Source organism: Bradyrhizobium sp. USDA 3240 (assembly GCF_054063295.1).
This window is the reverse complement of the sequence record NZ_JBSSGD010000002.1, coordinates 4,230,362-4,251,922: the sequence shown is the minus strand read 5'-3', so window position 1 is coordinate 4,251,922 and position 21,561 is coordinate 4,230,362. Positions and strand designations below refer to the sequence as shown.

Below are 21,561 nucleotides of genomic sequence, written 5' to 3'. Positions count from 1 at the left end.
GTGCAGGCGGTCTCCGCAAGGCGGATGATCGCGCTCATCGTTTCGTCCACCGGTAGTGCTTCATCATGAAGCCCATCGGACTGATCTCTTCCTTCTCGAAAACAAAGCCTTCGCGCTCGTACCAGCGCCAGGCCTTCTCGTTCTCGCGGACGCATCTCAGCTGAAACTCGTCGGGCAATTGCGTGCGGGTGAAGGCGAGCAACTCGCGCCCGAGGCTCTTGCCCTGATGGCTGGGCGCAACCATCAACTGGTCGAGCACCAGGGTCGGCGGGTGCAGCGCCAGCATCGCAGCGAGGGTGCCGTGGTCGTCGGCGACGAACAGACGCCAACCATTGTCGATCTCGCGGCGCAGCCGCGCGCGCAGGTCGCTCAACAGGGCGTCGCTCCGCGGCGTGAGTCCAGTCGAGGTCCAGCTGTCCATCCAGAGGTGCGCGATCGCATCATATTCTTCGGGTCGGCCAGGGCGGATTGTCGGCTGCGTCATCATGGTTGCTCCGGCCGCACGGCCAAAGATGTCCAGACAAGAGAAAGCCCCGCGAGCGTCCCGCGGGGCATTCAAATCTAGCGCAACCGCTCCCGGTCAGCGAGCCTTGCCCGGCTCACACGCCGAGCGTACCGGCCTTGGCGGCGGCATAACGCTCGGCCACGGCCTTCCAGTTCACCGTACTCCACCACGCCTTGAGATAGTCCGGCCGTCGGTTCTGATACGTCAGGTAATAGGCGTGCTCCCAGACGTCGTTGCCGAGCAGCGCGCGCTTGCCGTCCATGATCGGATTGTCCTGGTTCGGCCGCGTCTCGATCGCGAGCTTGCCGTCCTTGGTCACGGTGACGAACACCCAGCCGGAGCCGAACACGCGTCCGCCGGCGGCGTTGAAATCGGTCTGCAATTTCTCCAGGCCGCCGAGGTCGCGGTCGATCGCGGCGAGCACTTCGCCATCGGGCTTGCCGCCGTTCGGTCCCATGATCTGCCAGAACATCGTGTGGTTGGCGTGGCCGCCCATGTTGTTGCGCACGCCGGTGCGGATCGCGTCCGGCACGTTGCCGAGATTGGCGAGCACCTCGGTGACCGGCTTCTCCGCGATCTGCGGATTGTCCTTGGCGAAATTGTTGAGGTTGGTGACATAGGCCTGGTGATGCCGGTCGTGATGGATCTCCATCGTCTTGGCGTCGATATGCGGCTCCAGCGCATTGGTGGGATAGGTCAGCGGATCGATCTTGAACGGTCCGGCTGGGGCCTGCGCCGCGGCCTGGGCGAGCACAAATCGTGGCGCCGCCGCGACCGCGGCAGCCGTGGTTGCCGCAAGCACGAGATGGCGTCGGGATATGGGTGACATCGGTTTCCTCCTGACCTGAAGCTCTGGTGTCGCTTTCGACAGAGCATAGCGAGATACGTGCAAGCCACCCTATGCCGTTTCGAACACGGTCATTGTGACGCTGCGTCGCAATCCCGCATTGCCTCGGCAGGGTACCGAGCGCGTTCAAGCATCGCACCAAACAAAAAGGGCGGCCTTTCGGCCGCCCTTCGTTGTTTCATTCCAAACAGGCTTACTCGCCGGCCGCTTCGCGCGGGGCCGGTGCGTCGGTCTTCTGCTTGGCCTCGAGGTCCTCGCCGGTCTCCTGGTCGACCGCCTTCATCGACAGCCGGGTCTTGCCGCGATCGTCGAAGCCGAGCAGCTTGACCTTGACCTTGTCGCCTTCCTTGACGACGTCGGAGGTCTTCTGCACGCGGCTCGCTGCGAGCTGGCTGATGTGGACGAGGCCGTCCTTGGCGCCGAAGAAGTTCACGAACGCACCGAACTCCATCACCTTGACGACGGTGCCCTCGTAGATCTGGCCGATCTCCGGATCGGAGGCGATCGACTTGATCCACTTGATTGCGGCCTTCATGGCCTCGCCGTCGTTGGAGGCGACCTTCACGGTGCCGTCGTCCTCGATGTTGACCTTGGCGCCGGTCTTCTCGACGATCTCGCGGATCACCTTGCCGCCGGTGCCGATCACTTCGCGGATCTTGTCGGTGGCGATCTTGAAGGTCTCGATGCGCGGCGCGTATTCGCCGAGCTCGGCACGCGCCGCGGTCAGGGCCTTGGACATCTCACCCAGGATGTGGATGCGTCCTTCCTTGGCCTGGCCGAGCGCCACCTTCATGATCTCTTCGGTGATGCCCTCGATCTTGATGTCCATCTGGAGCGAGGTGATGCCCTGGTCGGTGCCGGCGACCTTGAAGTCCATGTCGCCGAGATGATCCTCGTCACCGAGGATGTCCGACAGCACCGCGAAGCGCTGACCTTCGAGGATCAGGCCCATGGCGATACCGGCCGTCGGCCGCTTCAGCGGCACGCCGGCATCCATCAGCGACAGCGAGGCGCCGCAGACCGAGGCCATCGAGGACGAGCCGTTCGACTCGGTGATCTCGGAGACCACGCGGATCGTGTACGGGAACTCGTGGTGCGGCGGCAGCACCGGGTGGATCGCGCGCCAGGCGAGCTTGCCGTGGCCGATCTCGCGGCGCTTGGTGCCGCCGAGGCGGCCGGTTTCGCCGACCGAGTAGGGCGGGAAGTTGTAGTGCAGCAGGAACGTTTCCTTGTACGTCCCCGACAGCGCGTCGATGTACTGCTCGTCCTCGCCGGTGCCGAGCGTGGTCACCACCATCGCCTGGGTCTCACCGCGGGTGAACAGCGCCGAGCCGTGGGCGCGCGGCAGCACGCCGGCTTCGGCGATGATGTTGCGCACGGTCTTGGCGTCACGGCCGTCGATGCGCTTGCCGGTGTCGAGGATGTTCCAGCGAACGATCTTGGCTTCCAGTTCCTTGAACACGCCGGCGACGCGGAGCTTGTCGTATTTCGGCTCCTGGCCTTCCGGGAAGAAGTGCGCCAGCACCTTCTCCTTGACGGCGCCGACCGCGGCATAGCGTTCCTGCTTGACCGGGATCGCGTAGGCCTTGCGCAGCTCCTGCTCGGCAATGCCGAGCATCTCCTTCTCGATCTCCGAATTGTCGATCGTGGTGACTTCGCGCGGCTCCTTGGCGGCCTTCTCGGCGAGCTCAATGATCGCGTTGATGACCGGCTGGAAGTGGCGGTGGCCGAACATGACCGCGCCGAGCATCACGTCTTCGTTGAGCTCCTTGGCTTCCGATTCGACCATCAGCACGGCGTCGGCGGTACCGGCGACGACCAGATCGAGCTGGGTTTCGGCCATCTCGTCGAGCGTCGGGTTGAGGATGAACTCGTCATTGGCGAAGCCGACGCGCGCGGCGCCGATCGGGCCCTTGAACGGCGCGCCCGACAGCGTCAGGGCGGCGGAGGCGGCGACCAGCGACACGATGTCCGGATCGTTCTCCATGTCGTGCGACAGGACGGTGACGATCACCTGGGTCTCGTTGCGCCAGCCGTCGACGAACAGCGGACGGATCGGGCGGTCGATCAGGCGGGAGACCAGCGTCTCCTTCTCGGTCGGACGGCCTTCGCGCTTGAAATAGCCGCCAGGAATGCGGCCTGCGGCGTAGGTCTTCTCCTGGTAGTCGACGGTGAGCGGCAGGAAGTCGACGCCTTCGCGCGGCGACTTCGCCGCGACGACGGTGGCGAGCACCACGGTCTCGCCGTAGGTGGCCAGCACGGCGCCGTCGGCCTGGCGGGCAATCTTGCCGGTTTCAAGTTTGAGGGGACGTCCACCCCAGTCGATCTCGACGGAATGCGAATTGAACATTTCGGTTTTCTTTCATGGTTTCACGAAAGCACGGCGCCCTGAAACACAAAGACCATGCCAAGACGGCGAGACACTGATGCGCTGCTGCGGTCAGCATCCGGCGATCCTGCCATGGTCCCTGGATTTCGGATGGCGTCCATCCTTTCGGTCATCTGGGCATCTTGCCCGGTCCAGCGGCCGGATTGCTGCTGGACGCTAGTGCATGGCGCGATGGCCATGCTGTTGCGCATGATCATCTTTCGACAATTCGAAAGCCCGAGTTCACGGACGACCATACGAAAACGCGCGCGAACCTCGCGCGCGTGCTTCTCAAATCAACGACGGATGTTGTGCTTCTCGAGCAGCGCCTTGTAGCGCGCCTCGTCCTTGCGCTTGATGTAGTCAAGCAGGGAACGACGCGTCGACACGAGCTTCAGGAGGCCGCGGCGTGAATGGTTGTCCTTCACATGGCTCTTGAAGTGCTCGGTGAGGTTATTGATGCGTTCCGACAGGATCGCGACCTGAACCTCGGGCGAGCCGGTGTCGCCGGCCTTGTTGGCATTCGTCTTGATGACTTCCGCTTTGCGTTCGGCGGTAATCGACATCGTCAGTTACTTTCATCGTTGCGAGCCGGACTGGCAGTCAGTCCGTTCAGGTTGAACACGCGCTTGGGGATGAGTTCGCCATTGCCAATCTCGGCAAGCGCGAGAAGCCGGCCTGCCACCGTGACATAAACTGTGCCGCTGGTATTGGGCGCATCCCGTCCGCGCAACAAAACGGCCTGGCCCCGGTGGAGCCTTGCCGCATCAGCCCGTGTGACGGCCAGTGCCGGGATGTCGTCCAGCGCGGTCTCAACGGGCAAAAGCGCGTCGGCGAGGCTGCCCTCGCCAGACGCGGCTCTATTGCATAAAGCCTCCAACTGTTCCAGCGGAATCATGTCCCGCTCGGTAAACGGACCGACCAGGGTCCGCCGCAGGGCGCAGATATGGCCGAAACAGCCCAGAATCCGACCCATATCGCGGGCCAGGGCCCGGACATAGGTTCCCTTGCCGCACTCGGCCTCGAACACGGATTGTCCGTTATCACCATGTTCGACAAGGGTTAATTCGTGAATCTCGACCGGGCGGGGCTTCAGTTCCACGGTTTCGCCGTCGCGCGCCAGATCGTAGGCCCGCTCACCCTGCACCTTGATGGCCGAATATTGCGGCGGGATCTGCTCGATCACCCCGGTGAAGCGCGGCAGCAATTCTCGGATCGAATCGGCGGTCGGCCGGCTCTCGCTGGTCCTGACCGCCCGTCCCTCGGTGTCGTCGGTGTCGCGTTCCTCGCCCCAGCTGACCGTGAAGCGGTAGCGCTTGCGGCCGTCCATCACGAACGGCACCGTCTTGGTGGCTTCGCCGAGCGCGATCGGCAGGCCGCCGGAGGCGAGCGGATCGAGCGTGCCGGCATGGCCGGCGCGCTTGGCCTGGAACAGGCGCTTGAGCACGGCGACGGCCTGCGTCGAGGTCATCCCGATCGGCTTGTCGAGCACCACCCAGCCATGGACGTCGCGCTTGTCGCGGCGCGGCTGCTGGTTCTGCCTGCCGTGCTTCTGGCGCGGGTCGTTGTTGGTGCGGCGCGCATCATCGGTGCGCGGCCCGGCAAAGGCATCCCGCTCAGCGTCGCGCGCGTCGGCATCCTTCGCGTCGATCACGCTGTTGGTCGTCATCACAGTCATCACTCGTCGTCCGAATCGGGTGCAAGGTCTCGCTGCACCGCAGGTGTCTGCAGTAGTTTTTCGATGCGCTCCGCCTCGTCGAACCGCTCATCGACGCGGAAGCGAATGTCGGGTGCAAATTTCAGGTTGACGCGATGCGCGATCTCGCCGCGAAGGAACTTCTTGTTGCGCTCGAGTGCGGCGATCACCGCATCGGTGTCGCGTCCGCCGAGCGGCATCACGTAGACCGTGGCGAGCTTCAGGTCCGGCGACATACGCACCTCGGGAACGGTGATGATGTGGCCTTCCAGATCGGGATCGTGAACCTGACCCTGTGACAGAATCTCGGCAACTGCATGGCGAACCGTTTCGCCGACCCGCAGCTGACGTTGCGATCCGCCGGGGCTGGAACTCTTCTTTTGACGAGGCATGACCTTCTTCCAAAACCATCGCGCCCGCCGGCTTTGGCCGCGGGCATCAATGTCCTAGCTTTGCTTTCAATCGGACGATGCGCTGGTGGCCGGACTAAAGTCCGGCCACGTCGTCGCATTTTCAGTTAAATGGACCCAGGCTCTTCGTAAGATTTGGACTTACAGAGAGCGCTGGATCGTCTCGATGCGGTAACATTCGATCACGTCGCCGACACGCATGTCGCCGTAGTTCTCAAATGCCATGCCACATTCCTGGCCGGAGACCACTTCCTTCACTTCATCCTTGAAGCGCTTCAGTGTCGACAGCTTGCCTTCGTGCACCACGACGTTGTCGCGGATCAGGCGAACATTGGCGCCGCGTTCCACGGTGCCGTCGGTGACGCGGCAACCCGCGACCTTGCCGACCTTGGAAATGTTGAACACTTCCAGGATCTGCGCGTTGCCCAGCATGGTTTCGCGCAGCGTGGGCGCGAGCAGGCCGGACATCGCCTTTTTGATGTCATCCACGAGATCGTAGATGATGTTGTAGTAGCGGATCTCGATGCCGTTGCGCTTGGCTGCGGCCGCGGCTTCCTTGTTGGCGCGGACCGAGAAGCCGATGATCGCGGCGTTGAAGCCTTCCGCCAGCGTGACGTCGGACTCCGAGATGCCGCCGACGCCGGCATGCAGGATGCGGGCGGCGACTTCGTCGGTGCCGAGCTTCTCGAGCGAGCCCAGGATCGCTTCCAGCGAGCCCTGCACGTCGGCCTTGACGATCAGCGGGAACTCCTTGCGGCCCGCGGTCTTGAGCTGCGACATCATCTGCTCGAGCGAGCCGCGCATGCCGGAGATCGAGGCAGCCGCGTTCTCGCGCTTCTGGTGCGCGCGGTAGCTCGTGACCTGACGGGCACGGGCTTCGTTCTCGACGACGGCGAGACGGTCGCCGGCTTCCGGCGGACCGTTGAAGCCGAGCACCTCGACCGGCACGGACGGGCCGGCCTCGTCGAGATTCTCGCCCTGGTCGGAGATCAAGGCGCGGACGCGGCCCATCTCGGCGCCGGCCACGATGATGTCGCCGATCCGCAGCGTGCCGCGCTGCACCAGCACGGTCGCAACCGGACCGCGGCCACGATCGAGCTTGGCTTCGATCACGGTGCCTTCCGCCGGACGCTGCGAATTGGTCTTCAGGTCGAGGATTTCGGCCTGCAGCGCGATCATCTCGAGCAACCGGTCGAGATTGGTCTTGTTCTTGGCCGAGACCTCGACGTCGACGACGTCGCCGCCGAGCGATTCGACCTGCACCTCGTACTGCAGCAATTCGGTGCGCACGCGCTCCGGCCGTGCATCGGGCTTGTCGATCTTGTTGATCGCCACGATCATCGGCACCTTGGCCGCCTTGGCGTGGTTGATCGCCTCGATCGTCTGCGGCATCACGCCGTCATCGGCCGCAACCACCAGCACGACGATGTCGGTGACCTTGGCGCCGCGGGCGCGCATCGCGGTGAACGCGGCGTGGCCGGGCGTGTCGATGAAGGTGATCTTCTTGCCGCTTTCCGGCGAAGTCACCTGATAGGCACCGATGTGCTGGGTGATACCGCCGGCTTCGCCCGACACCACGTTGGCGTGGCGCAGCGCGTCGAGCAGCGAGGTCTTGCCGTGGTCGACGTGACCCATGACGGTGACCACTGGCGAACGCGGCTCGGTATCGGTGGAATCGTCGACGACGTCGAACAGGCCTTCCTCAACGTCGGACGCGGCGACGCGCTTGACGCTATGGCCGAGTTCTTCGGCGATCAGCTGCGCCGTGTCGGCGTCGATCACGTCGGTGATCTTGTGCATCGCGCCCTGCTTCATCAGCATGCGGATGACGTCGACCGCGCGCTCCGACATGCGGTTCGCGAGTTCCTGGATCGTGATCGCTTCCGGAATGACGACTTCGCGGATCAGCTTTTCCTTCTGCTCGTTCGCGGCGTGACCCTTCAGGCGCTGGGTACGGCGGCGGAACGAGGCGATCGAGCGCTCGCGGACGTCGTCGGCGGTGAGCGCTGTGACGACCGTGAGGCGTCCGCGCTGCTTCTGCGGGCCGGGCTTCTGGGTGGTCTTCGGGGCCGCAACGGGACGCACGGCGCCACCGGGGCGGCGCACCAGGCGCGGACCTTCGTCTTCGTCCGCCTCTGCAGCGACTCCCGGAGGCCTCGGCGCGATGATCGGCGGGCGCGCAGGCGTCGTGGTCGTCGTGCGGGCTGCCGGCGCCCGGGCTGCCGGAGCAGCGGATGCGGTCGCGGTTGCGGCCGGCCTGGCCGGTGCGGCGGCGGCCGGCGTGCCGGGCTTGGCCTCGCCCTCGCCGAAGCGGCGCTTGGCCTCGACTTCCGCCTTGCGCTTGGCCTCTTCCTCGTGGCGGTGGCGTTCCTCTTCCGCCTTGCGGCGGGCCTCGGCGGCCTCGCGCTCGACCTTCTCGGCAGCCTCGCGGACGGCGCGGCGCTTGGCTTCCTCTTCGGCCTGGCGGCGTTCCTCGATGTCGCGCTGACGGGCGTCGGCCAGCGCGCTGGCACGCGCGGAACGCTCGTCTTCAGTCAAGGTCGGCAGCACCACGCCGGAGCGGGTGTTGCGTTGCTGGCCAGGAGGCGGGCCCGAGGGGCGGCCCTGCGGCGGCCTGGGGGCCGGCGCCACAGGCTTTGCAACCACGGGTTCCGGCGCATGCGTCTCGCCGGGGCCATCGCCACCGACGCGACGCTTGCCGCGTTTCTCGACCACGACCTGCTTGGTCCGGCCGTGGCTGAAGCTCTGGCGCACGGTGCCCGTCTCGACGCGCGGCTTCAGCGACAACGTCTTGCTCGGGACACTCAGAGTCTTGTCGCCAGGGGTCTTGGTATCAACCATTCAGCAGTCCTAATCTCGTTTTCGCTGTGCGCTTCCGCACAAATCGTTTTCAAGGCTCGTCTTTTGCTGAGCATGATCCGGTCGGAAAGACGGCGTCCGCCTTCCTGGATCAGGCTCTGGAATTTCTGGCCGCTTCGGCGGTCTTGTCGTCGTCGGCCATCCGGTATCGGACCAGCATCTGGCAGCGCGACAGGAACGTCTTGCTCGCCGGGCCCGCGAGCAGCGCAGCATGTATCACATTTGACCGCCCAAGTGCCAAATCCAATTCTTCCGACGTCAAAACATTGACGATGGCGATTACCGGCGATTCACCACGTTTTTCGCCCCTTTGCCTGACGATCGCGTCCAATTTGCGGATTCCGTCCGCTGCGCCGTCCGAAGCGTGGATCAGGGCTGCAGTTTCGTTCCGGTTGAGTGCGTCCTCGACCTTGCCGAAGCCCGAAACGACCTGACCGGCCTTGGCGGCCATCGCCAGGGCCTCGGTGACGCTGCGGATCAGGAGGGCGTCGGTGTCGGCGGGAAGGGTCGGCGAGACGCGGACATCGCGCTTGAATCCCTTGCTAAATTGGTGACGGCGGACCGCTTCCGCAACGCTGCGCCGCGATGCGGAAACCCATAGTCCGCGGCCCGGCAGCTTGCGCTTGAGATCCGGGATCACCTCGCCCGTGGGCGCGATGACGAACCGGATCAATTCGTCGATCGGACGCACCTCGCGGCTGACCGCGCACATCCGCGTGGTCGCGGACTTCTGCGTCCGCGGTCCATCGTCGAGATCGGGGTCAACCTGAGCAAGCATCCGTGGGGCATCTCCTTACGACGCCGCTTCTGCTTCGGCGGCCTCGGCCTCCTCAGCAGGCTTGGCAAGGTCGGCTTCGGTGATCCAGCCGGCCTTCACACGGGCCTGCATGATCATCGCCTCGGCTTCGTCGCGCGAGACCTCGATGCCATCGAGGAACCCGGCATGCTTGGTCGGCTCGCCGCCTTCCTTGCGCTCGGTCCAGCCGACCAGATCGTCGGTGGCGCAGCCGGCCAGATCCTCGACGGTCTTCACGTCGTTCTCGCCGAGCTTCACCAGCATCTTGCCGGTGACGCCGGGCACGTCCTTCATCGCGTCCTCGACGCCGAGTTCCTTGCGCTTGGCCTCGAGTTCAGCCTCGAGCTGCTCCAGATATTCGCGGGCGCGGGTCTGCAGCTCGGTGGCGGTCTCCTCGTCGAAACCTTCGATACCGGCGAGTTCCTTGACATCGACCAGCGCGAGTTCCTCGACCGAGGTGAAGCCTTCGGAGGCGAGCAGCTGGCCGACCACCTCGTCGACATTGAGCGCTTCCATGAACACGCGGGTCGAGTTCTCGAAGTCGGCCTGGCGGCGCTCCGACTCTTCCTGCTCGGTCAGGATGTCGATGTCCCAGCCGGTCAGCTGCGAGGCGAGCCGGACGTTCTGGCCGCGGCGGCCGATCGCCAGCGACAGCTGGTTGTTGGTGTCGGGAACCACGACCTCGATGCGCTCGCGGTCCTCGTCGATCACGACCTTGGCGACTTCAGCCGGCGCCAGCGCGTTGACGACGAAGGTCGCGATGTCGGGCGACCACGGAATGATGTCGATCTTCTCGCCCTGCAGCTCGTTCACCACGGCCTGCACGCGCGAGCCGCGCATGCCGACGCAGGCGCCGACCGGGTCGACCGAGGAATCGCGAGAGATCACGCCGATCTTGGCGCGCGAGCCGGGATCGCGGGCGACCGCCTTGATCTCGACGATGCCGTCATAGATCTCGGGCACTTCCTGCGCGAACAGCTTCGCCATGAACTGCGGATGGGTGCGCGACAGGAAAATCTGCGGACCGCGGGTCTCGCGGCGGACGTCGAAGATGTAAGCGCGGACGCGGTCGCCGTTGCGGAACACTTCGCGCGGCAGCATCTCGTCGCGGCGCACGATCGCTTCGCCACGGCCGAGATCGACGATCACGCTGCCGTATTCGACGCGCTTGACGATGCCGTTGACGATGTCGCCGATGCGGTCCTTGAATTCCTGGTACTGCCGGTCGCGCTCGGCCTCGCGCACCTTCTGCACGATCACCTGCTTGGCGGACTGCGCGGCGATGCGGCCATATTCCAGCGGCGGCAGCGTGTCGGCGATGGTGTCGCCGACCTGGGCGCCGGGATTGGCGCGCTGCGCATCGTGCAGCGAAATCTGGTTCGACGAGTTCTCGACGACCTCGACCACCAGCATGTGGCGGGTCAGACGAAGCTCGCCCTTCTTGGCGTCGATCTCGGCATGGACGTCGGTCTCGCTGCCGTAACGGGCACGCGCCGCCTTGGCGATGGCATCTTCCATCGCCGCGATCACGATGGAGCGATCGATCGACTTTTCGCGCGCAACTGCGTCTGCGATCTGCAGCAGTTCGAGTTTGTTGGCGCTGACTGCCATGGCTTAGTCTCCTTCGAATGGATCGATCTCGCCACGGCGCGCACGTTCGGCGGCCAGGCGGTGCTTTTTGGTGTTGGTCGGCGCCGGCTTGGTGCCGGGCTTGAGAGCAGGCTTGGGTTTCGGCTTCTGACTCTTCGCGGGATCGCTCTTCTTGGCGTGGGCCGGTGGCGGCGGCGCGAGGCCGAGCTCGCGGCGCAGCTCGCGCTCGGCGGCCTTGCCGCGGCGCATCGATTCCTCGATCAGCTCGTCGGTCAGCACCAGCCGTGCGTCCGAAATGTCCTCCATCACTAGGAGGACTTCGGCATCCTCGGTCGGACGCGGATCATCGCGCTTGATGCGCACCGCATTGCCTTCGACGCCGGCGAGCAGGCCGCGGAACCGCTTGCGGCCCTGATGTGCCACCGCCATCTCGATCTTGACCAGATGCCCGGTGTAGCGCTCGAAGTCGGAGCGGCGCACCAGCGGCCGATCGATTCCGGGCGAGGAGATTTCCAGCCGGTAGGCGCGCTCGATCGGGTCGGCGACATCGAGCACCGGCGACAGCGCGCGCGAGATCGCCTCGCAATCCTCGAGCTGCATCGAGCCGTCGGGGCGCTCCGCCATGATCTGCACGGTGCAGCCGGAGTCGCCCGAAACCTTGATGCGCACCAGGCGATAGCCCATGCCCTGCAGCACCGGGACCGCGACCGCGGCGACGCGCGCCGCGACCCCGGGCTCGACGACGAGCCGCGGCTCGGCGAGCAGTTCGGTGTCCACGGGCGTGGCGGTCGGATCGGTCATATCCAGTGTCAAAGGCTGTCTAGGTTCTATCGGTTGTCTGAGGTCTGTTGTGTTGTTCAGGTGGCCTTAAGGGGTCGCTAACGCTACCTAAACTGGACCCGGCCTTGCTGGGTCCCGCCAGGTAATAAAAAAGAGCGGGTCCCGGGGGGCCCACTCTCCTACGCGATCGTATGAGATACCATAAGTTGCGGTGGATATAGCCCTTTTGCCGGGGTCCGGCAAGGCCTCCATATCAGGCTGGAGGCGATTTCGCGGCTTGGAGGGTGCAGGTTTGACCTAACCCTCCGTTTACGAACGGGGCCATAGATTGCCGAAAATCGGCAGAAGCCGCCGGTTGGACAAGGCTCATGACGACAGCCCCCGCGCTGATCCCGGAACTCGACGACATCGTTCGCCGTGGCGACCCCAAGCGCCGCGCCGAGGCCGCGAGGCGGCTCGGCGAGCTGTTCCTGCAGGGCGCCGCGGGCTTCCACCCGGACCATGTCGACCTGTTCGACGGGGTGCTGACCAGTCTGGTGCCGCATGCCGAGCTGGCTGCGCGGATCGATCTCGCCGAACGGCTCGCGCCGCTCGCCAACGCGCCGCGCCATCTGGTCGGACAACTCGCCCGCGAGGACGAGGTCGCGATCGCGGGGCCGGTGCTGCGCCGCTCGCCGGTGATTGACGAAAAGGTGCTGGTCGAGATTGCCAATGCCAAGGGCCAGGGCCATCTGCTGGCGATGGCCGAGCGGTCCCGGCTCTCGACCGCGCTGACCGACGTCATCGTGCGTCGCGGGGATCGCGATGTGATCCGAAGCGCGGCCGGCAATGCGGGTGCCGCGTTTTCTGACGCCTCCTTCACGACGCTGGTGCGGCGCGCCGGTCAGGATGGCGTGCTGACCTTGCGGATCGGCCGCCGTGACGATCTTCCGCCCGTGCATCTGAAGAGCCTGCTGGCCGGCTCGATCGACGTGATCCGCCGCCGGTTGCAGATCGTCGCCAAGCCGGAACGGCAGGCCGAGATCAAGCTGGCGCTGAACGAGATCGAAGGCGGCGTCGTGCAGGTCGAGGGCCGCGACTTCGCTGCTGCGCAGCGCACGATCCTGGCATTGCATCGCGCCGGCGAATTGAATGAGGCCGCGGTGGCAGGCTTCGCAAAGGCCTTCAAATATGAGGAATGCGTGGCGGCGCTCGCGGCGCTGACCGGCGTGAAGATCGTCACGCTCGATCGCCTGATCTCCGGCGATCGTTACGATCCGATCCTGATCGCCAGCAAGACGATCGGCTTCGAATGGCCGACCGTGCGCGCCCTGATCCTGATGCGGCTCGGGCCGAACCGCGTGCCATCGCCGGCCGATATCGAAGGCGCGCGCGTGAATTTCGTCCGCCTGATGCCGTCGACCGCGCAGCGCGTCGTGGATTTCTGGAAGTCGCGCTAAGGTCGAGCGCCAACGCTCAAACCCGTCATCCTGAGGTGCGAGCGGAGCGAGCCTCGAAGGATGCACGGCCCGGCCGGTGGCCGTCGACCCTTCGAGACGCGCGTTCCGCGCTCCTCAGGGTGACGGGACCATAAAAAGACCCCCAAACTCAGATCTGGCAGCTATGCTTTCCGCAAGGCGCGACACAGCGCCAACGGGGAGATCGCCATGCTGACGGACGCCGACATCCAATCGCACGCCGAGCGGATCCGCGATGACGGATATACCGTGATCGAACGCGCCGCCTCGCCGGACCTGGTCGAGGGATTGAAGAACGCGGTGCTGCGAATCGAGAGCGAGCACAATCTCGCACCTGCCAGGACGTCGTTCGAGGGCTTCAAGACGCTGCGCATCAACAATCTTCTGACCTATGACGATCTGTTCTGGGAGGTGCCGCTGCATGAGAACGTGCTGCCGGTGGTCGAGCGCGTGCTGGACAGGGAATGCCTGCTGTCGTCGTTCTGCTCGCTGGTGCTCGGCCCCGGCCAGGAGGCGCAGCCGATCCACGAAGACACCCAGTTGATCCCGCTGCCGCGGCCGCATATTCCGATCACGATCAATGCGATCTGGGCGCTGTCCGATTTCCGCGACGACAACGGCGCGACGCGGATCATTCCGCGCAGCCACACATTCGATTCGTCGCCGGAATACGGCAAGGATTACGACGCGGTCACCGCGACTATGCCGGCCGGCAGCGTGATGCTGTTCGACAGCGCGCTGTGGCATGGCGGCGGCGCCAACACCAGCGACGCCAGGCGCTTTGCGTTTTCTTGCGCCTATTGCTGGGGCTGGATGCGCCAGCAAGAGAATCTGCAACTCGGCATTCCGCGCGAGACTGCGGCCCGCTTTCCGCGCCGCCTGCAGGAATTGTGCGGCTACAGCGTCTACAAGGGCCAGTTCGGCCACATCGACAATCACGATCCGATCGAGCTGCTCGGTCGCGAGCGTGGCAAGCGCATGGTCTGGGAAGCAACCGACGTCAGGAAGGCGCGGATGGCGGGGCAGGGATGAGGGCACGTCGTTCCGGGGCGCGAAGCGAACCTCAGATGCGCAATTGCGCATCGGGGAACCTCGAGATTACCGGGTTCGATGCTAACGCATCGCCCCGGAATGACGACTTAGGCCAATCGCCGAAACCTCAGATACGCCGCCTTGCGGCCTTCGCGCTCGGCCTTGGCGCCGTAGCGCGTCATGGTGTAGTTCGGCCACGGCTGCTGCCAGTCGATCGCGCGCTCGGCGAGCCAGGCGAAGTCGGGTGAGCGCATCAGATGTGCAAGCGTCCAGGCGCAGTAATCGTCGATGTCGCTGACGAAGCGGAATTCGCCGCCCGGCGGCAGCAGCCGGCTCATCGCCGCGACCGTTGCATCCTGCACGAAGCGCCGCTTCCAGTGCCGCCGCTTCGGCCAGGGATCGGGATGAATCAAGTCGATGCGCGCCAGCGAGCGCGTCGGCGCCCAGGCCAGCAGCTCGGCGGCGTCGCCGGCGAACAGGCGGATATTGCCGATATTCAGGGCCTCGATCTGGGTCAGGATCTTGGCCATCCCGTTGACATAGGGCTCGCAGCCGATGAAGCCGGTCGCCGGAAATGCCTGCGCTTCCGCGATCAAATGCTCGCCGCCGCCGAAGCCGATCTCGAGCCTGACATTCGCGATGCCGTCATCGAACAGCTCGGTCAGCGCCTCGGGCGCGGGCGCCGCGATGTCGAGCGAAAGGTGCGGCAGCAGAGTGTCGATCAGGTCGGCCTGGTGCGCGCGCAGCTTGTGGCCCTTGCGCCGCCCGAAGAACGAGCCGCGCGAATGCGCCATCGCGCCATCGTCGGACGAATCGCGATCGCCGCTGTCGTTCGGAGCCGTGGTCATCGCAGCGTCTGATAGAGCCGGTAGAGCAGTCGCGCGCGCGGCTCGATCGACGAGATGTAGAGCTGCTCGTAATGGGTATGCGCGCCCTTGCCGTCGACGCCGAGGCCGTCGAGGGTTGCGGTATGCGGCGCGGTGAAATTGCCGTCGGAGCCGCCGCCGGTGAACACATCGATCAGCTCGAAGCCGAGTTCGCCTGCAAGCTCCCTGGCGTGTTCGTAGAGCGCGGCGCCGGCATTGCTCTTCTCATAGGGCGGACGGTTCAATTCGCCGGTCACCTTCACGGTGACGCCGTCGGTGCGCGAGGTGATGCCGAGGATCTTCGGCACCAGCTCGTCGGCATCGGCCATGGTCGGCACGCGCATGTCGACTTCGGCATAGGCCTCTTCGGCGATCACGTTCGGCTTGGTGCCGCCGCGGACCACGCCGACATTGACGGTGACGCCGCGCTTGAGATCGTTCATCGCCTCCAGCGCCAGGATCACATGGCCGAGTTCCCGGATCGCGCTGCGGCCATCCTCGGGGCGGGTGCCGGCGTGAGCCGGCGCGCCCTTGATGTGGACGTCGAAGCGCGCGACGCCTTTGCGTCCGGTGACGATCTTGCCGCCGTCGCGCGCCGGCTCGGTCACCAGCACGTATTTGGCCTTGCGGCCCTCGGCCTCGATCAGTGCTCGCGAGGTCGGGCTGCCGATTTCCTCGTCCGAGACGTAGAGCTGGGTGATGCCGAGCGGCGGGCGCGCGTCATCGGCGCAAATCTGCCGGAATGCATGATAGGCGAGATAAGCGCCGCCCTTCATGTCGTAGATGCCCGGGCCGAACGCACTGTCGCCTTCGATCTTGAATGGTAACCGTTCGATGAATCCCATCGGATGAACTGTGTCGAGATGGCTCAACACCAGAATGCCCGGCGCGTCCTGCCCCCAGGACGAACGCGTCACCAGGTGATCGCCGCAGCCGTCGCGTCCCGCAACGCGGTCGACGGTGGCCGGCAGGTCGCGATAGCCTGACGCGACGAGATCAGCCAGTTTGTTGACCTGGTCCGGCCGCTCCGTCGGAGATTCGATTTCGACCCAACGGCGAATGCCGTCAAGGATGGCAGCGGTTTCGAACGGGTTGCTGGACATGCTGTTGTCGTCGCCTGTGAATTTGCTTTGTCATTCAGCGCACGCGCCGAAACGTGATCCCGAAAAGCGTGGCGCGGTTTTCCGGAAAGATCATGCTGTATCAAGGAGCTAAAGCGCGACGAGATTCGATCGGAACTCGCCACGCCTTAACGCATGCCGGAATGACATATTCCAGATTTGACGATCTCTCAAACGGATATGGCCGGATCAGACCTGCTCGGCCGCCTCGCGCGCTGCGATCTGCTCGACCAGCTCGACGATGCTGCGGCGGAGCTTGGCGTCCGCGATCCGCGTGAACGCGCGGGTCAGGGCCAGGCCTTCGGCGGTTGCCAGAAAATCGGACACATAGGCCGGTGAGGAGCCCTCGCTGAAGCCGTCAGCGGTCTTGACGCCGCTCGGGCCGCCGTCGAACAGGAAAGAGACCGGCACCTGCAGGATTTCGGAGATCTGCTGCAGCCGGCTGGCGCCGACACGGTTGGTGCCCTTCTCGTATTTCTGCACCTGCTGGAACGTCAGGCCTAACGCCTCGCCCAGTTTTTCCTGGCTCATGCCGAGCATGATGCGTCGCATTCGGACGCGGCTGCCGACATATTTGTCAACAGGATTGGGCGCTTTGGTGGACATTCCAACTCTCCTAAGGGATTGCGCGCCCGGGGGGTGAGGCAAGTTGGACGTGGAGTATGCCTCAGGCGCCGGTGCCGTCAAATCCTGCAAGGAGGACCGGGACGAAATGCGGACAATTTGCGCAAAGGGGCTGACTTGGCTTGTGATTTCGCGTGGACCCGTACAATGCGAAGTGCACGGTCGATCTGTCAACAGGTGGAATCACACTGAGGTAAATTTCGACACTTTTTCGGGTTCGTGTGACAACCGGCGATAAGCGCCATCAGGTCTTTCGCCTGACAAAACGCCTCCGCAAGACGATTGCGAGGGCAACTAACACAATCACAGCGGCGGGGATGTTGCCGACACGCGCGTAGATCGTCGGCGCGATGGCCGTCGGCAGGCCGGCATCGAGCACGCCTTCGATGCCGAGCCCGAGCTGGGCGACGATCCGCCCGAGCGGGTCGATGATGGCCGAGATGCCCGTATTCGCGGCGCGCACCATCGGCAGGCCTTCCTCGATCGAGCGCAGCCGGGCCTGCTGCAGATGCTGATAGGGGCCGGTCGAGATTCCGAACCAGCCGTCATTGGTGACGTTGATGATCCAGCCGGGGCGGTCGTCGCGGCTCACGACGTTGCCGGGGAAGATCGCCTCATAGCAGATCAAGGGCAGCGCGCGCGGCGCATTCGGAATATCGAGCGTGCGGCGGATCGTGCCGGGAATGAAGCCGCCCTGCACCTTGGTGAGCTGGACGAAGCCGAGCTTCTCCATCCAGTCCTGGAACGGCAGATATTCTCCGAATGGGACAAGGTGCAGCTTGTCGTAGACCGCAAGCACGCTGCCATCATGGTCGATGACATAGATCGAATTATACGCGCGCGTGACGCGGACACCGGGCGGCAGATCCGGTGCGCGCACCGAGCCGGTGATCAGCACGGTTCCCTTCGGCAGCAGATCGGCGATCTGCGCCATCGCATCGGCTTCCTTGGTCAGGAAGAACGGAAACGCGGATTCCGGCCAGATCAGGATGGTGGAGTCGCTCACGCCGGTGGAGTGCGGCCCGGACGCGCGATCCGACAGAGTGAGATATTTCTGCATCACCGCCGCCTTGGCGGAGTAGTTGAATTTGGCGTCCTGCTGCAGATCGGGCTGCATGATGCGCAGCTTGACGCCGCTGACCATGCTGGTCGGCTGTTGCGAGAGGCGCACCGCGCCGAACGCCAGCATCGCGGCGAGCACCAGCACCGCGACCACCGGCGTGCGCCATGGCTTGCGGCCGCGCGAGGCGCCGTCGATCAGCACGGCCGGACTTGCGAAGATCGCAACCGCCAGGAACGTCATGCCCCACAGCCCGATCAGCGACGCGGTCTGGGCCAGTGCCAGCGGCTCGGTCAGCGCGTAGCCGAATGCATTCCACGGAAAGCCGCTGAGCAGATGGCCGCGCAGCCATTCCGAAATCGTCAAGCCAACCGCCAGCGCCAGCACGCGCGAGGCGTCGCGCGGCCAGATCAGCCGTGCCAGCGCGAAGCCGAAGGCCGTGAACAATGCGAGATAGGCGGGCAGGCCGAGCACGGCGAACGGCGTCAGCCAGGCGAAGGTGTCTGCATCGACGAAGAAGGCGTAACCGATCCAGTACAGCCCCGGCACGAAATAGCCGAGGCCGAACCAGAAGCCGGACAGCGCTGCGGCGGGTACGCCGCGCCAGCGTCCCGCAGCGCTTCCGTCGATCAGCCAGACCGCGATCGAAAAGGTCAGAAACAGCACCGGCCAGGCGTTGAACGGCGCCATCGCCAGCGAGGACAAGGCGCCCGCCGCGAGCGCGAGCACGACGCGCTTCCATCCCCAGGTCAGGATGACGGCGAGGCCGATCGATCGGAGCTTGTCGGAGAGCCTCACTGCGGACCGGCTCCCTCGCCGGGCGGCGGCAGGTTGTCATTCGCCTGCGGGGTGCCGGAATCCGGTGCCTGCTCGCGGCGCCGCTCGCGCTCCTTGCGCGGCGCCGGCCGTTCCTTGCGTGTCGTGACCCGCACGCGCTTGACCCGACGCGGATCGGCGTCGAGCACCTCGACCTCGTAATTGCCCGGACCGGAAATCACCTCGCCGCGCACCGGCAGGCGGCCGACGAACGACACCAGATAGCCGCCCAGCGTCTCGACCTCCTCGCCGGCCTCGCCGGTGACGAAGTCCTCGCCGATCACCGAACGGACATCGTCGAGGCTGGCGCGCGCGTCGGCGATAAAGGAGTTGTCCGGCTGGCGGACAATGGACGGCGGCTCGTCGGAATCGTGCTCGTCGTCGATCTCGCCGACGATCTGCTCGACGATATCCTCGATCGACACCAGCCCATCGGTGCCGCCATATTCGTCGACCACCAGCGCGAGATGGATGCGCGAGGCCTGCATCTGCGCTAGCAGGTCGATCGCGCGCATCGACGGCGGGATGTAGAGCAGCTTGCGGATGATATGAGCATCCGCCAGCGGCAGTGCGAGATCGACCGTGCGCAGATCGAGTCCGGCCGGGAACGGCTTCTTGCGCTTCGTCTTGGTCGTGTCGGTGACGCGCGCCTTCGCGGTCATAAAGGCGAGCAGGTCGCGGATGTGCACCATGCCCTCAGGGTCGTCGAGGGTTTCGTTGTAGACGACGAGCCGCGAATGCGCAGCGCTCTCGAACAGGCTCATCAATTCGCCGAGCGGGATGTCACGCTTGACCGCGACGATGTCGGCGCGATGGATCATGACGTCGGCGATCCGCCGCTCGTTCAGCGACAGGATGTTGCGCAGCATGGTGCGCTCGATCGCCGAGAAGCCGACATCGTCGGGCGTCGAGGCGTCGAGCACCACCTGCAGATCGTCGCGTACCGAGCCGGCCTTCCAGCCGAACAGCGTGCGGATCGCGCGCACCAGCCAGCCTTCGGCCGCCGGGCGCTGCACCTCGCCGTCGTGCACGACGGCGGGCAGGTTGCTCACGTTGCGCGGATTGTCATGGGTCGGGTCGGAATCCGGCATGTCAGGCGATCCGATCCGCATAGGGGTCGGGAATGCCGAGGGAGGCGAGGATCTCGCGCTCGAGCGCCTCCATGTCCTCGGCATCGTCGTCGTTCTCGTGGTCGTACCCGATCAGATGCAGGAAGCCATGCACCGCGAGATGGCTCAAATGATGGTCGAACGGTTTCTGTTCTTCATCGGCTTCCCGCCGCGTCGTCTGATAGGCGATCGCGATATCGCCGAGCATGCGCGGGGCATCGTCGGGTCCGCCGGCGCCTTCCGGCTGCAGCGCCGGAAACGACAGCACGTTGGTCGGCTTATCGACGCTGCGCCAGTTGGCGTTCAGTGTGCGGATCCCGGCGTCGTCGGTCAGCATCACCGCAAGCTCGGCATCCGCGACATCGGCGTCGGCGATTGCGGCGGCGGCCTCGATCGCGCGGTGAATCACCGCGTCGGCATCGGGCTCGGCCTGCCAGCAGTCGGCGGTGACGAGAACCTCGGTTGCAGGAAAAGCAGACACGTTGGTTTCAAAATCTGCGTTATGGCCGGAACCCGCATCGCGCGGGCTCGCGGCCGAAGCTATTGGTCTCAAGATCTGGCGTTTGCCGGCTTTTGCGGCAATCCCTCATAGGCGGCCACAATGCGCGCCACCAATTCATGGCGGATGACGTCCTCGGCCTTGAAATGTACCTGCGCGATGCCCTCGACGCCGTCGAGCAGCTTCACGGCTTCGGTGAGCCCCGAAGCCTGGCCGTGCGGCAGGTCGACCTGCGACGGGTCGCCGGTGACGATCATCCGGCTGTTTTCGCCGAGACGCGTCAGGAACATCTTCATCTGCATCGTCGTGGTGTTCTGCGCCTCGTCGAGGATGATGGCGGCGTTGGTCAGGGTTCGGCCGCGCATGAAGGCGAGCGGTGCGATCTCGATCTCGTTGCCCTGCAGCGCGCGTTCGACGACGCGGGCATCCATCAGATCGTACAGCGCATCGTAGATCGGGCGCAGATACGGATCGACCTTTTCCTTGAGGTCGCCGGGCAGGAAGCCGAGCCGCTCGCCGGCCTCGACCGCGGGCCGCGTCAGGATGATGCGATCGACTTCCTTGCGCTCGAACAATTGTGCTGCGTGGGCGACTGCGAGCCAGGTCTTGCCCGTGCCGGCCGGGCCGATGCCGAACACCAGCTCATGCCGCTTCAGCGCGCGGATGTAGGAATCCTGCGCAGCGGTGCGGGCGCGTACCGGACGCTTGCGCAGATTGATCGTTTCAAAGGTCGGCTTGGCGGTCTTGTTGTCGAATTCGAACAGCGAGCCCTGCGCGATTACGGCGCGGATCGCGCCTTCGACTTCGCCCTGATCGAGGTCGTGCCCTTCGACGGCCTGCGCGTAGAGGGTTTCGAGCACGCGCCGTGCCGCATCGCAGCCGTCCCGGGAGCCTGCGATGGTGAGATGGTTGCCGCGGGAATCGACCACGACGCCGAGCCGCCGCTCGATCAGCGCCAGATTCTGTCCGTAGGGGCCGACCAGCGCCGATGCGGCACGGTTGTCGTCGAAATCGATGACGACCTGAGTTTCAGGCGGCCGGGTCTCAGGTGGCATTTGCATGTCGCGGTCAGGTTTGCGGCTGGGAGCTAACGAAGACGAATCCGATGCGCTTTTGGGCAAGGATT

19 protein-coding genes are annotated in these 21,561 nt (G+C 65.1%); 2 read left to right on the top strand and 17 right to left on the bottom strand.

The window, feature by feature from the left end:
• Window positions 1-34 precede the first annotated feature (34 nt).
• The 10 genes from ACVIGA_RS20740 to rimP form a co-directional block, all read right to left on the bottom strand.
• Window positions 35-484 (bottom strand): N-acetyltransferase family protein, encoded by a 450-nt coding sequence (locus ACVIGA_RS20740; RefSeq protein ID WP_456667792.1) that lies wholly within the window; start codon window positions 482-484, stop codon window positions 35-37.
• Window positions 485-599: 115 nt separating this feature from the next.
• Complete coding sequence (locus tag ACVIGA_RS20735; protein WP_456667791.1) at window positions 600-1,334, bottom strand: superoxide dismutase; 735 nt, start codon at window positions 1,332-1,334, stop codon at window positions 600-602.
• A gap of 211 nt (window positions 1,335-1,545) precedes the next feature.
• Window positions 1,546-3,702 (bottom strand): polyribonucleotide nucleotidyltransferase, encoded by a 2,157-nt coding sequence (gene pnp, locus ACVIGA_RS20730; RefSeq protein WP_223971593.1) that lies wholly within the window; start codon window positions 3,700-3,702, stop codon window positions 1,546-1,548.
• Window positions 3,703-4,016: 314 nt separating this feature from the next.
• On the bottom strand, window positions 4,017-4,286 hold the full coding sequence (gene rpsO, locus ACVIGA_RS20725) for a 30S ribosomal protein S15 (RefSeq protein ID WP_016844725.1): 270 nt from the start codon (window positions 4,284-4,286) through the stop codon (window positions 4,017-4,019).
• Window positions 4,287-4,288: 2 nt separating this feature from the next.
• The gene (gene truB / locus ACVIGA_RS20720) at window positions 4,289-5,398 is read right to left on the bottom strand and encodes a tRNA pseudouridine(55) synthase TruB (RefSeq protein WP_223971595.1); all 1,110 of its coding nucleotides are present in this window, start codon (window positions 5,396-5,398) and stop codon (window positions 4,289-4,291) included.
• Complete coding sequence (gene rbfA, locus ACVIGA_RS20715) at window positions 5,398-5,808, bottom strand: 30S ribosome-binding factor RbfA (RefSeq protein ID WP_223971598.1); 411 nt, start codon at window positions 5,806-5,808, stop codon at window positions 5,398-5,400. Before rbfA ends, truB begins: the two co-directional genes overlap by 1 nt.
• 159 nt (window positions 5,809-5,967) lie before the next feature.
• Window positions 5,968-8,667, bottom strand: a complete 2,700-nt coding sequence (infB, locus tag ACVIGA_RS20710) for a translation initiation factor IF-2 (protein ID WP_456667790.1) — start codon at window positions 8,665-8,667, stop codon at window positions 5,968-5,970.
• Between the two features lie 109 nt (window positions 8,668-8,776).
• The gene (locus ACVIGA_RS20705; protein WP_456667789.1) at window positions 8,777-9,463 is read right to left on the bottom strand and encodes an RNA-binding protein; all 687 of its coding nucleotides are present in this window, start codon (window positions 9,461-9,463) and stop codon (window positions 8,777-8,779) included.
• Window positions 9,464-9,478: 15 nt separating this feature from the next.
• Window positions 9,479-11,092 (bottom strand): transcription termination factor NusA, encoded by a 1,614-nt coding sequence (gene nusA, locus ACVIGA_RS20700; RefSeq protein WP_375777726.1) that lies wholly within the window; start codon window positions 11,090-11,092, stop codon window positions 9,479-9,481.
• Window positions 11,093-11,095: 3 nt separating this feature from the next.
• The gene (gene rimP, locus ACVIGA_RS20695; protein ID WP_456667788.1) at window positions 11,096-11,872 is read right to left on the bottom strand and encodes a ribosome maturation factor RimP; all 777 of its coding nucleotides are present in this window, start codon (window positions 11,870-11,872) and stop codon (window positions 11,096-11,098) included.
• Window positions 11,873-12,219: 347 nt separating this feature from the next.
• Here rimP and ACVIGA_RS20690 point away from each other — a divergent pair, with 347 nt between their 5' ends.
• Together ACVIGA_RS20690 and ACVIGA_RS20685 are read left to right on the top strand one after the other, a co-directional pair.
• On the top strand, window positions 12,220-13,290 hold the full coding sequence (locus ACVIGA_RS20690) for a DUF2336 domain-containing protein (RefSeq protein WP_456667787.1): 1,071 nt from the start codon (window positions 12,220-12,222) through the stop codon (window positions 13,288-13,290).
• A 207-nt stretch (window positions 13,291-13,497) separates the two neighbouring features.
• Entirely contained in the window at window positions 13,498-14,340 is an 843-nt protein-coding gene (locus ACVIGA_RS20685; RefSeq protein ID WP_456667786.1) for a phytanoyl-CoA dioxygenase family protein, read from the top strand.
• A 107-nt stretch (window positions 14,341-14,447) separates the two neighbouring features.
• Here the strand turns inward: ACVIGA_RS20685 and ACVIGA_RS20680 are convergent, their stop codons facing one another.
• The 7 genes from ACVIGA_RS20680 to ACVIGA_RS20650 all read right to left on the bottom strand — a co-directional run bounded on the left by ACVIGA_RS20680 (window position 14,448) and on the right by ACVIGA_RS20650 (window position 21,556).
• Window positions 14,448-15,188 carry a tRNA (guanine(46)-N(7))-methyltransferase TrmB gene (locus ACVIGA_RS20680; RefSeq protein WP_456667785.1) on the bottom strand — a complete coding sequence of 247 codons (741 nt, stop codon included), beginning with the start codon at window positions 15,186-15,188 and terminating at the stop codon, window positions 14,448-14,450.
• Window positions 15,185-16,309 carry a M20 family metallopeptidase gene (locus ACVIGA_RS20675; RefSeq protein ID WP_456667784.1) on the bottom strand — a complete coding sequence of 375 codons (1,125 nt, stop codon included), beginning with the start codon at window positions 16,307-16,309 and terminating at the stop codon, window positions 15,185-15,187. The genes ACVIGA_RS20680 and ACVIGA_RS20675 overlap by 4 nt, the downstream gene beginning before the upstream one ends.
• Window positions 16,310-16,516: 207 nt before the next feature.
• Window positions 16,517-16,933 (bottom strand): helix-turn-helix domain-containing protein, encoded by a 417-nt coding sequence (locus ACVIGA_RS20670; RefSeq protein WP_021082652.1) that lies wholly within the window; start codon window positions 16,931-16,933, stop codon window positions 16,517-16,519.
• A 262-nt stretch (window positions 16,934-17,195) separates the two neighbouring features.
• Window positions 17,196-18,809, bottom strand: coding sequence for an apolipoprotein N-acyltransferase (gene lnt, locus ACVIGA_RS20665; protein WP_456667783.1), 1,614 nt, complete (start codon window positions 18,807-18,809; stop codon window positions 17,196-17,198).
• Window positions 18,806-19,918 (bottom strand): hemolysin family protein, encoded by a 1,113-nt coding sequence (locus tag ACVIGA_RS20660; protein WP_456667782.1) that lies wholly within the window; start codon window positions 19,916-19,918, stop codon window positions 18,806-18,808. Before ACVIGA_RS20660 ends, lnt begins: the two co-directional genes overlap by 4 nt.
• Window position 19,919: 1 nt before the next feature.
• Window positions 19,920-20,417, bottom strand: coding sequence for an rRNA maturation RNase YbeY (ybeY, locus tag ACVIGA_RS20655; protein ID WP_456667781.1), 498 nt, complete (start codon window positions 20,415-20,417; stop codon window positions 19,920-19,922).
• Window positions 20,418-20,485: 68 nt separating this feature from the next.
• Window positions 20,486-21,556: a PhoH family protein gene (locus tag ACVIGA_RS20650; RefSeq protein ID WP_077231173.1), complete on the bottom strand. Its 1,071-nt coding sequence runs from the start codon at window positions 21,554-21,556 to the stop codon at window positions 20,486-20,488.
• Window positions 21,557-21,561: the final 5 nt, after the last annotated feature.

Coding starts and splice junctions, on each gene's coding strand:
- ACVIGA_RS20740 (WP_456667792.1), bottom strand. CDS start 484: ATGACGCAGCCGACAATCCGCCCTGGCCGACCCGAAGAATATGATGCG.
- ACVIGA_RS20735 (WP_456667791.1), bottom strand. CDS start 1,334: ATGTCACCCATATCCCGACGCCATCTCGTGCTTGCGGCAACCACGGCT.
- pnp (WP_223971593.1), bottom strand. CDS start 3,702: ATGTTCAATTCGCATTCCGTCGAGATCGACTGGGGTGGACGTCCCCTC.
- rpsO (WP_016844725.1), bottom strand. CDS start 4,286: ATGTCGATTACCGCCGAACGCAAAGCGGAAGTCATCAAGACGAATGCC.
- truB (WP_223971595.1), bottom strand. CDS start 5,398: ATGACTGTGATGACGACCAACAGCGTGATCGACGCGAAGGATGCCGAC.
- rbfA (WP_223971598.1), bottom strand. CDS start 5,808: ATGCCTCGTCAAAAGAAGAGTTCCAGCCCCGGCGGATCGCAACGTCAG.
- infB (WP_456667790.1), bottom strand. CDS start 8,667: ATGGTTGATACCAAGACCCCTGGCGACAAGACTCTGAGTGTCCCGAGC.
- ACVIGA_RS20705 (WP_456667789.1), bottom strand. CDS start 9,463: ATGCTTGCTCAGGTTGACCCCGATCTCGACGATGGACCGCGGACGCAG.
- nusA (WP_375777726.1), bottom strand. CDS start 11,092: ATGGCAGTCAGCGCCAACAAACTCGAACTGCTGCAGATCGCAGACGCA.
- rimP (WP_456667788.1), bottom strand. CDS start 11,872: ATGACCGATCCGACCGCCACGCCCGTGGACACCGAACTGCTCGCCGAG.
- ACVIGA_RS20690 (WP_456667787.1), top strand. CDS start 12,220: ATGACGACAGCCCCCGCGCTGATCCCGGAACTCGACGACATCGTTCGC.
- ACVIGA_RS20685 (WP_456667786.1), top strand. CDS start 13,498: ATGCTGACGGACGCCGACATCCAATCGCACGCCGAGCGGATCCGCGAT.
- ACVIGA_RS20680 (WP_456667785.1), bottom strand. CDS start 15,188: ATGACCACGGCTCCGAACGACAGCGGCGATCGCGATTCGTCCGACGAT.
- ACVIGA_RS20675 (WP_456667784.1), bottom strand. CDS start 16,309: ATGTCCAGCAACCCGTTCGAAACCGCTGCCATCCTTGACGGCATTCGC.
- ACVIGA_RS20670 (WP_021082652.1), bottom strand. CDS start 16,933: ATGTCCACCAAAGCGCCCAATCCTGTTGACAAATATGTCGGCAGCCGC.
- ACVIGA_RS20660 (WP_456667782.1), bottom strand. CDS start 19,918: ATGCCGGATTCCGACCCGACCCATGACAATCCGCGCAACGTGAGCAAC.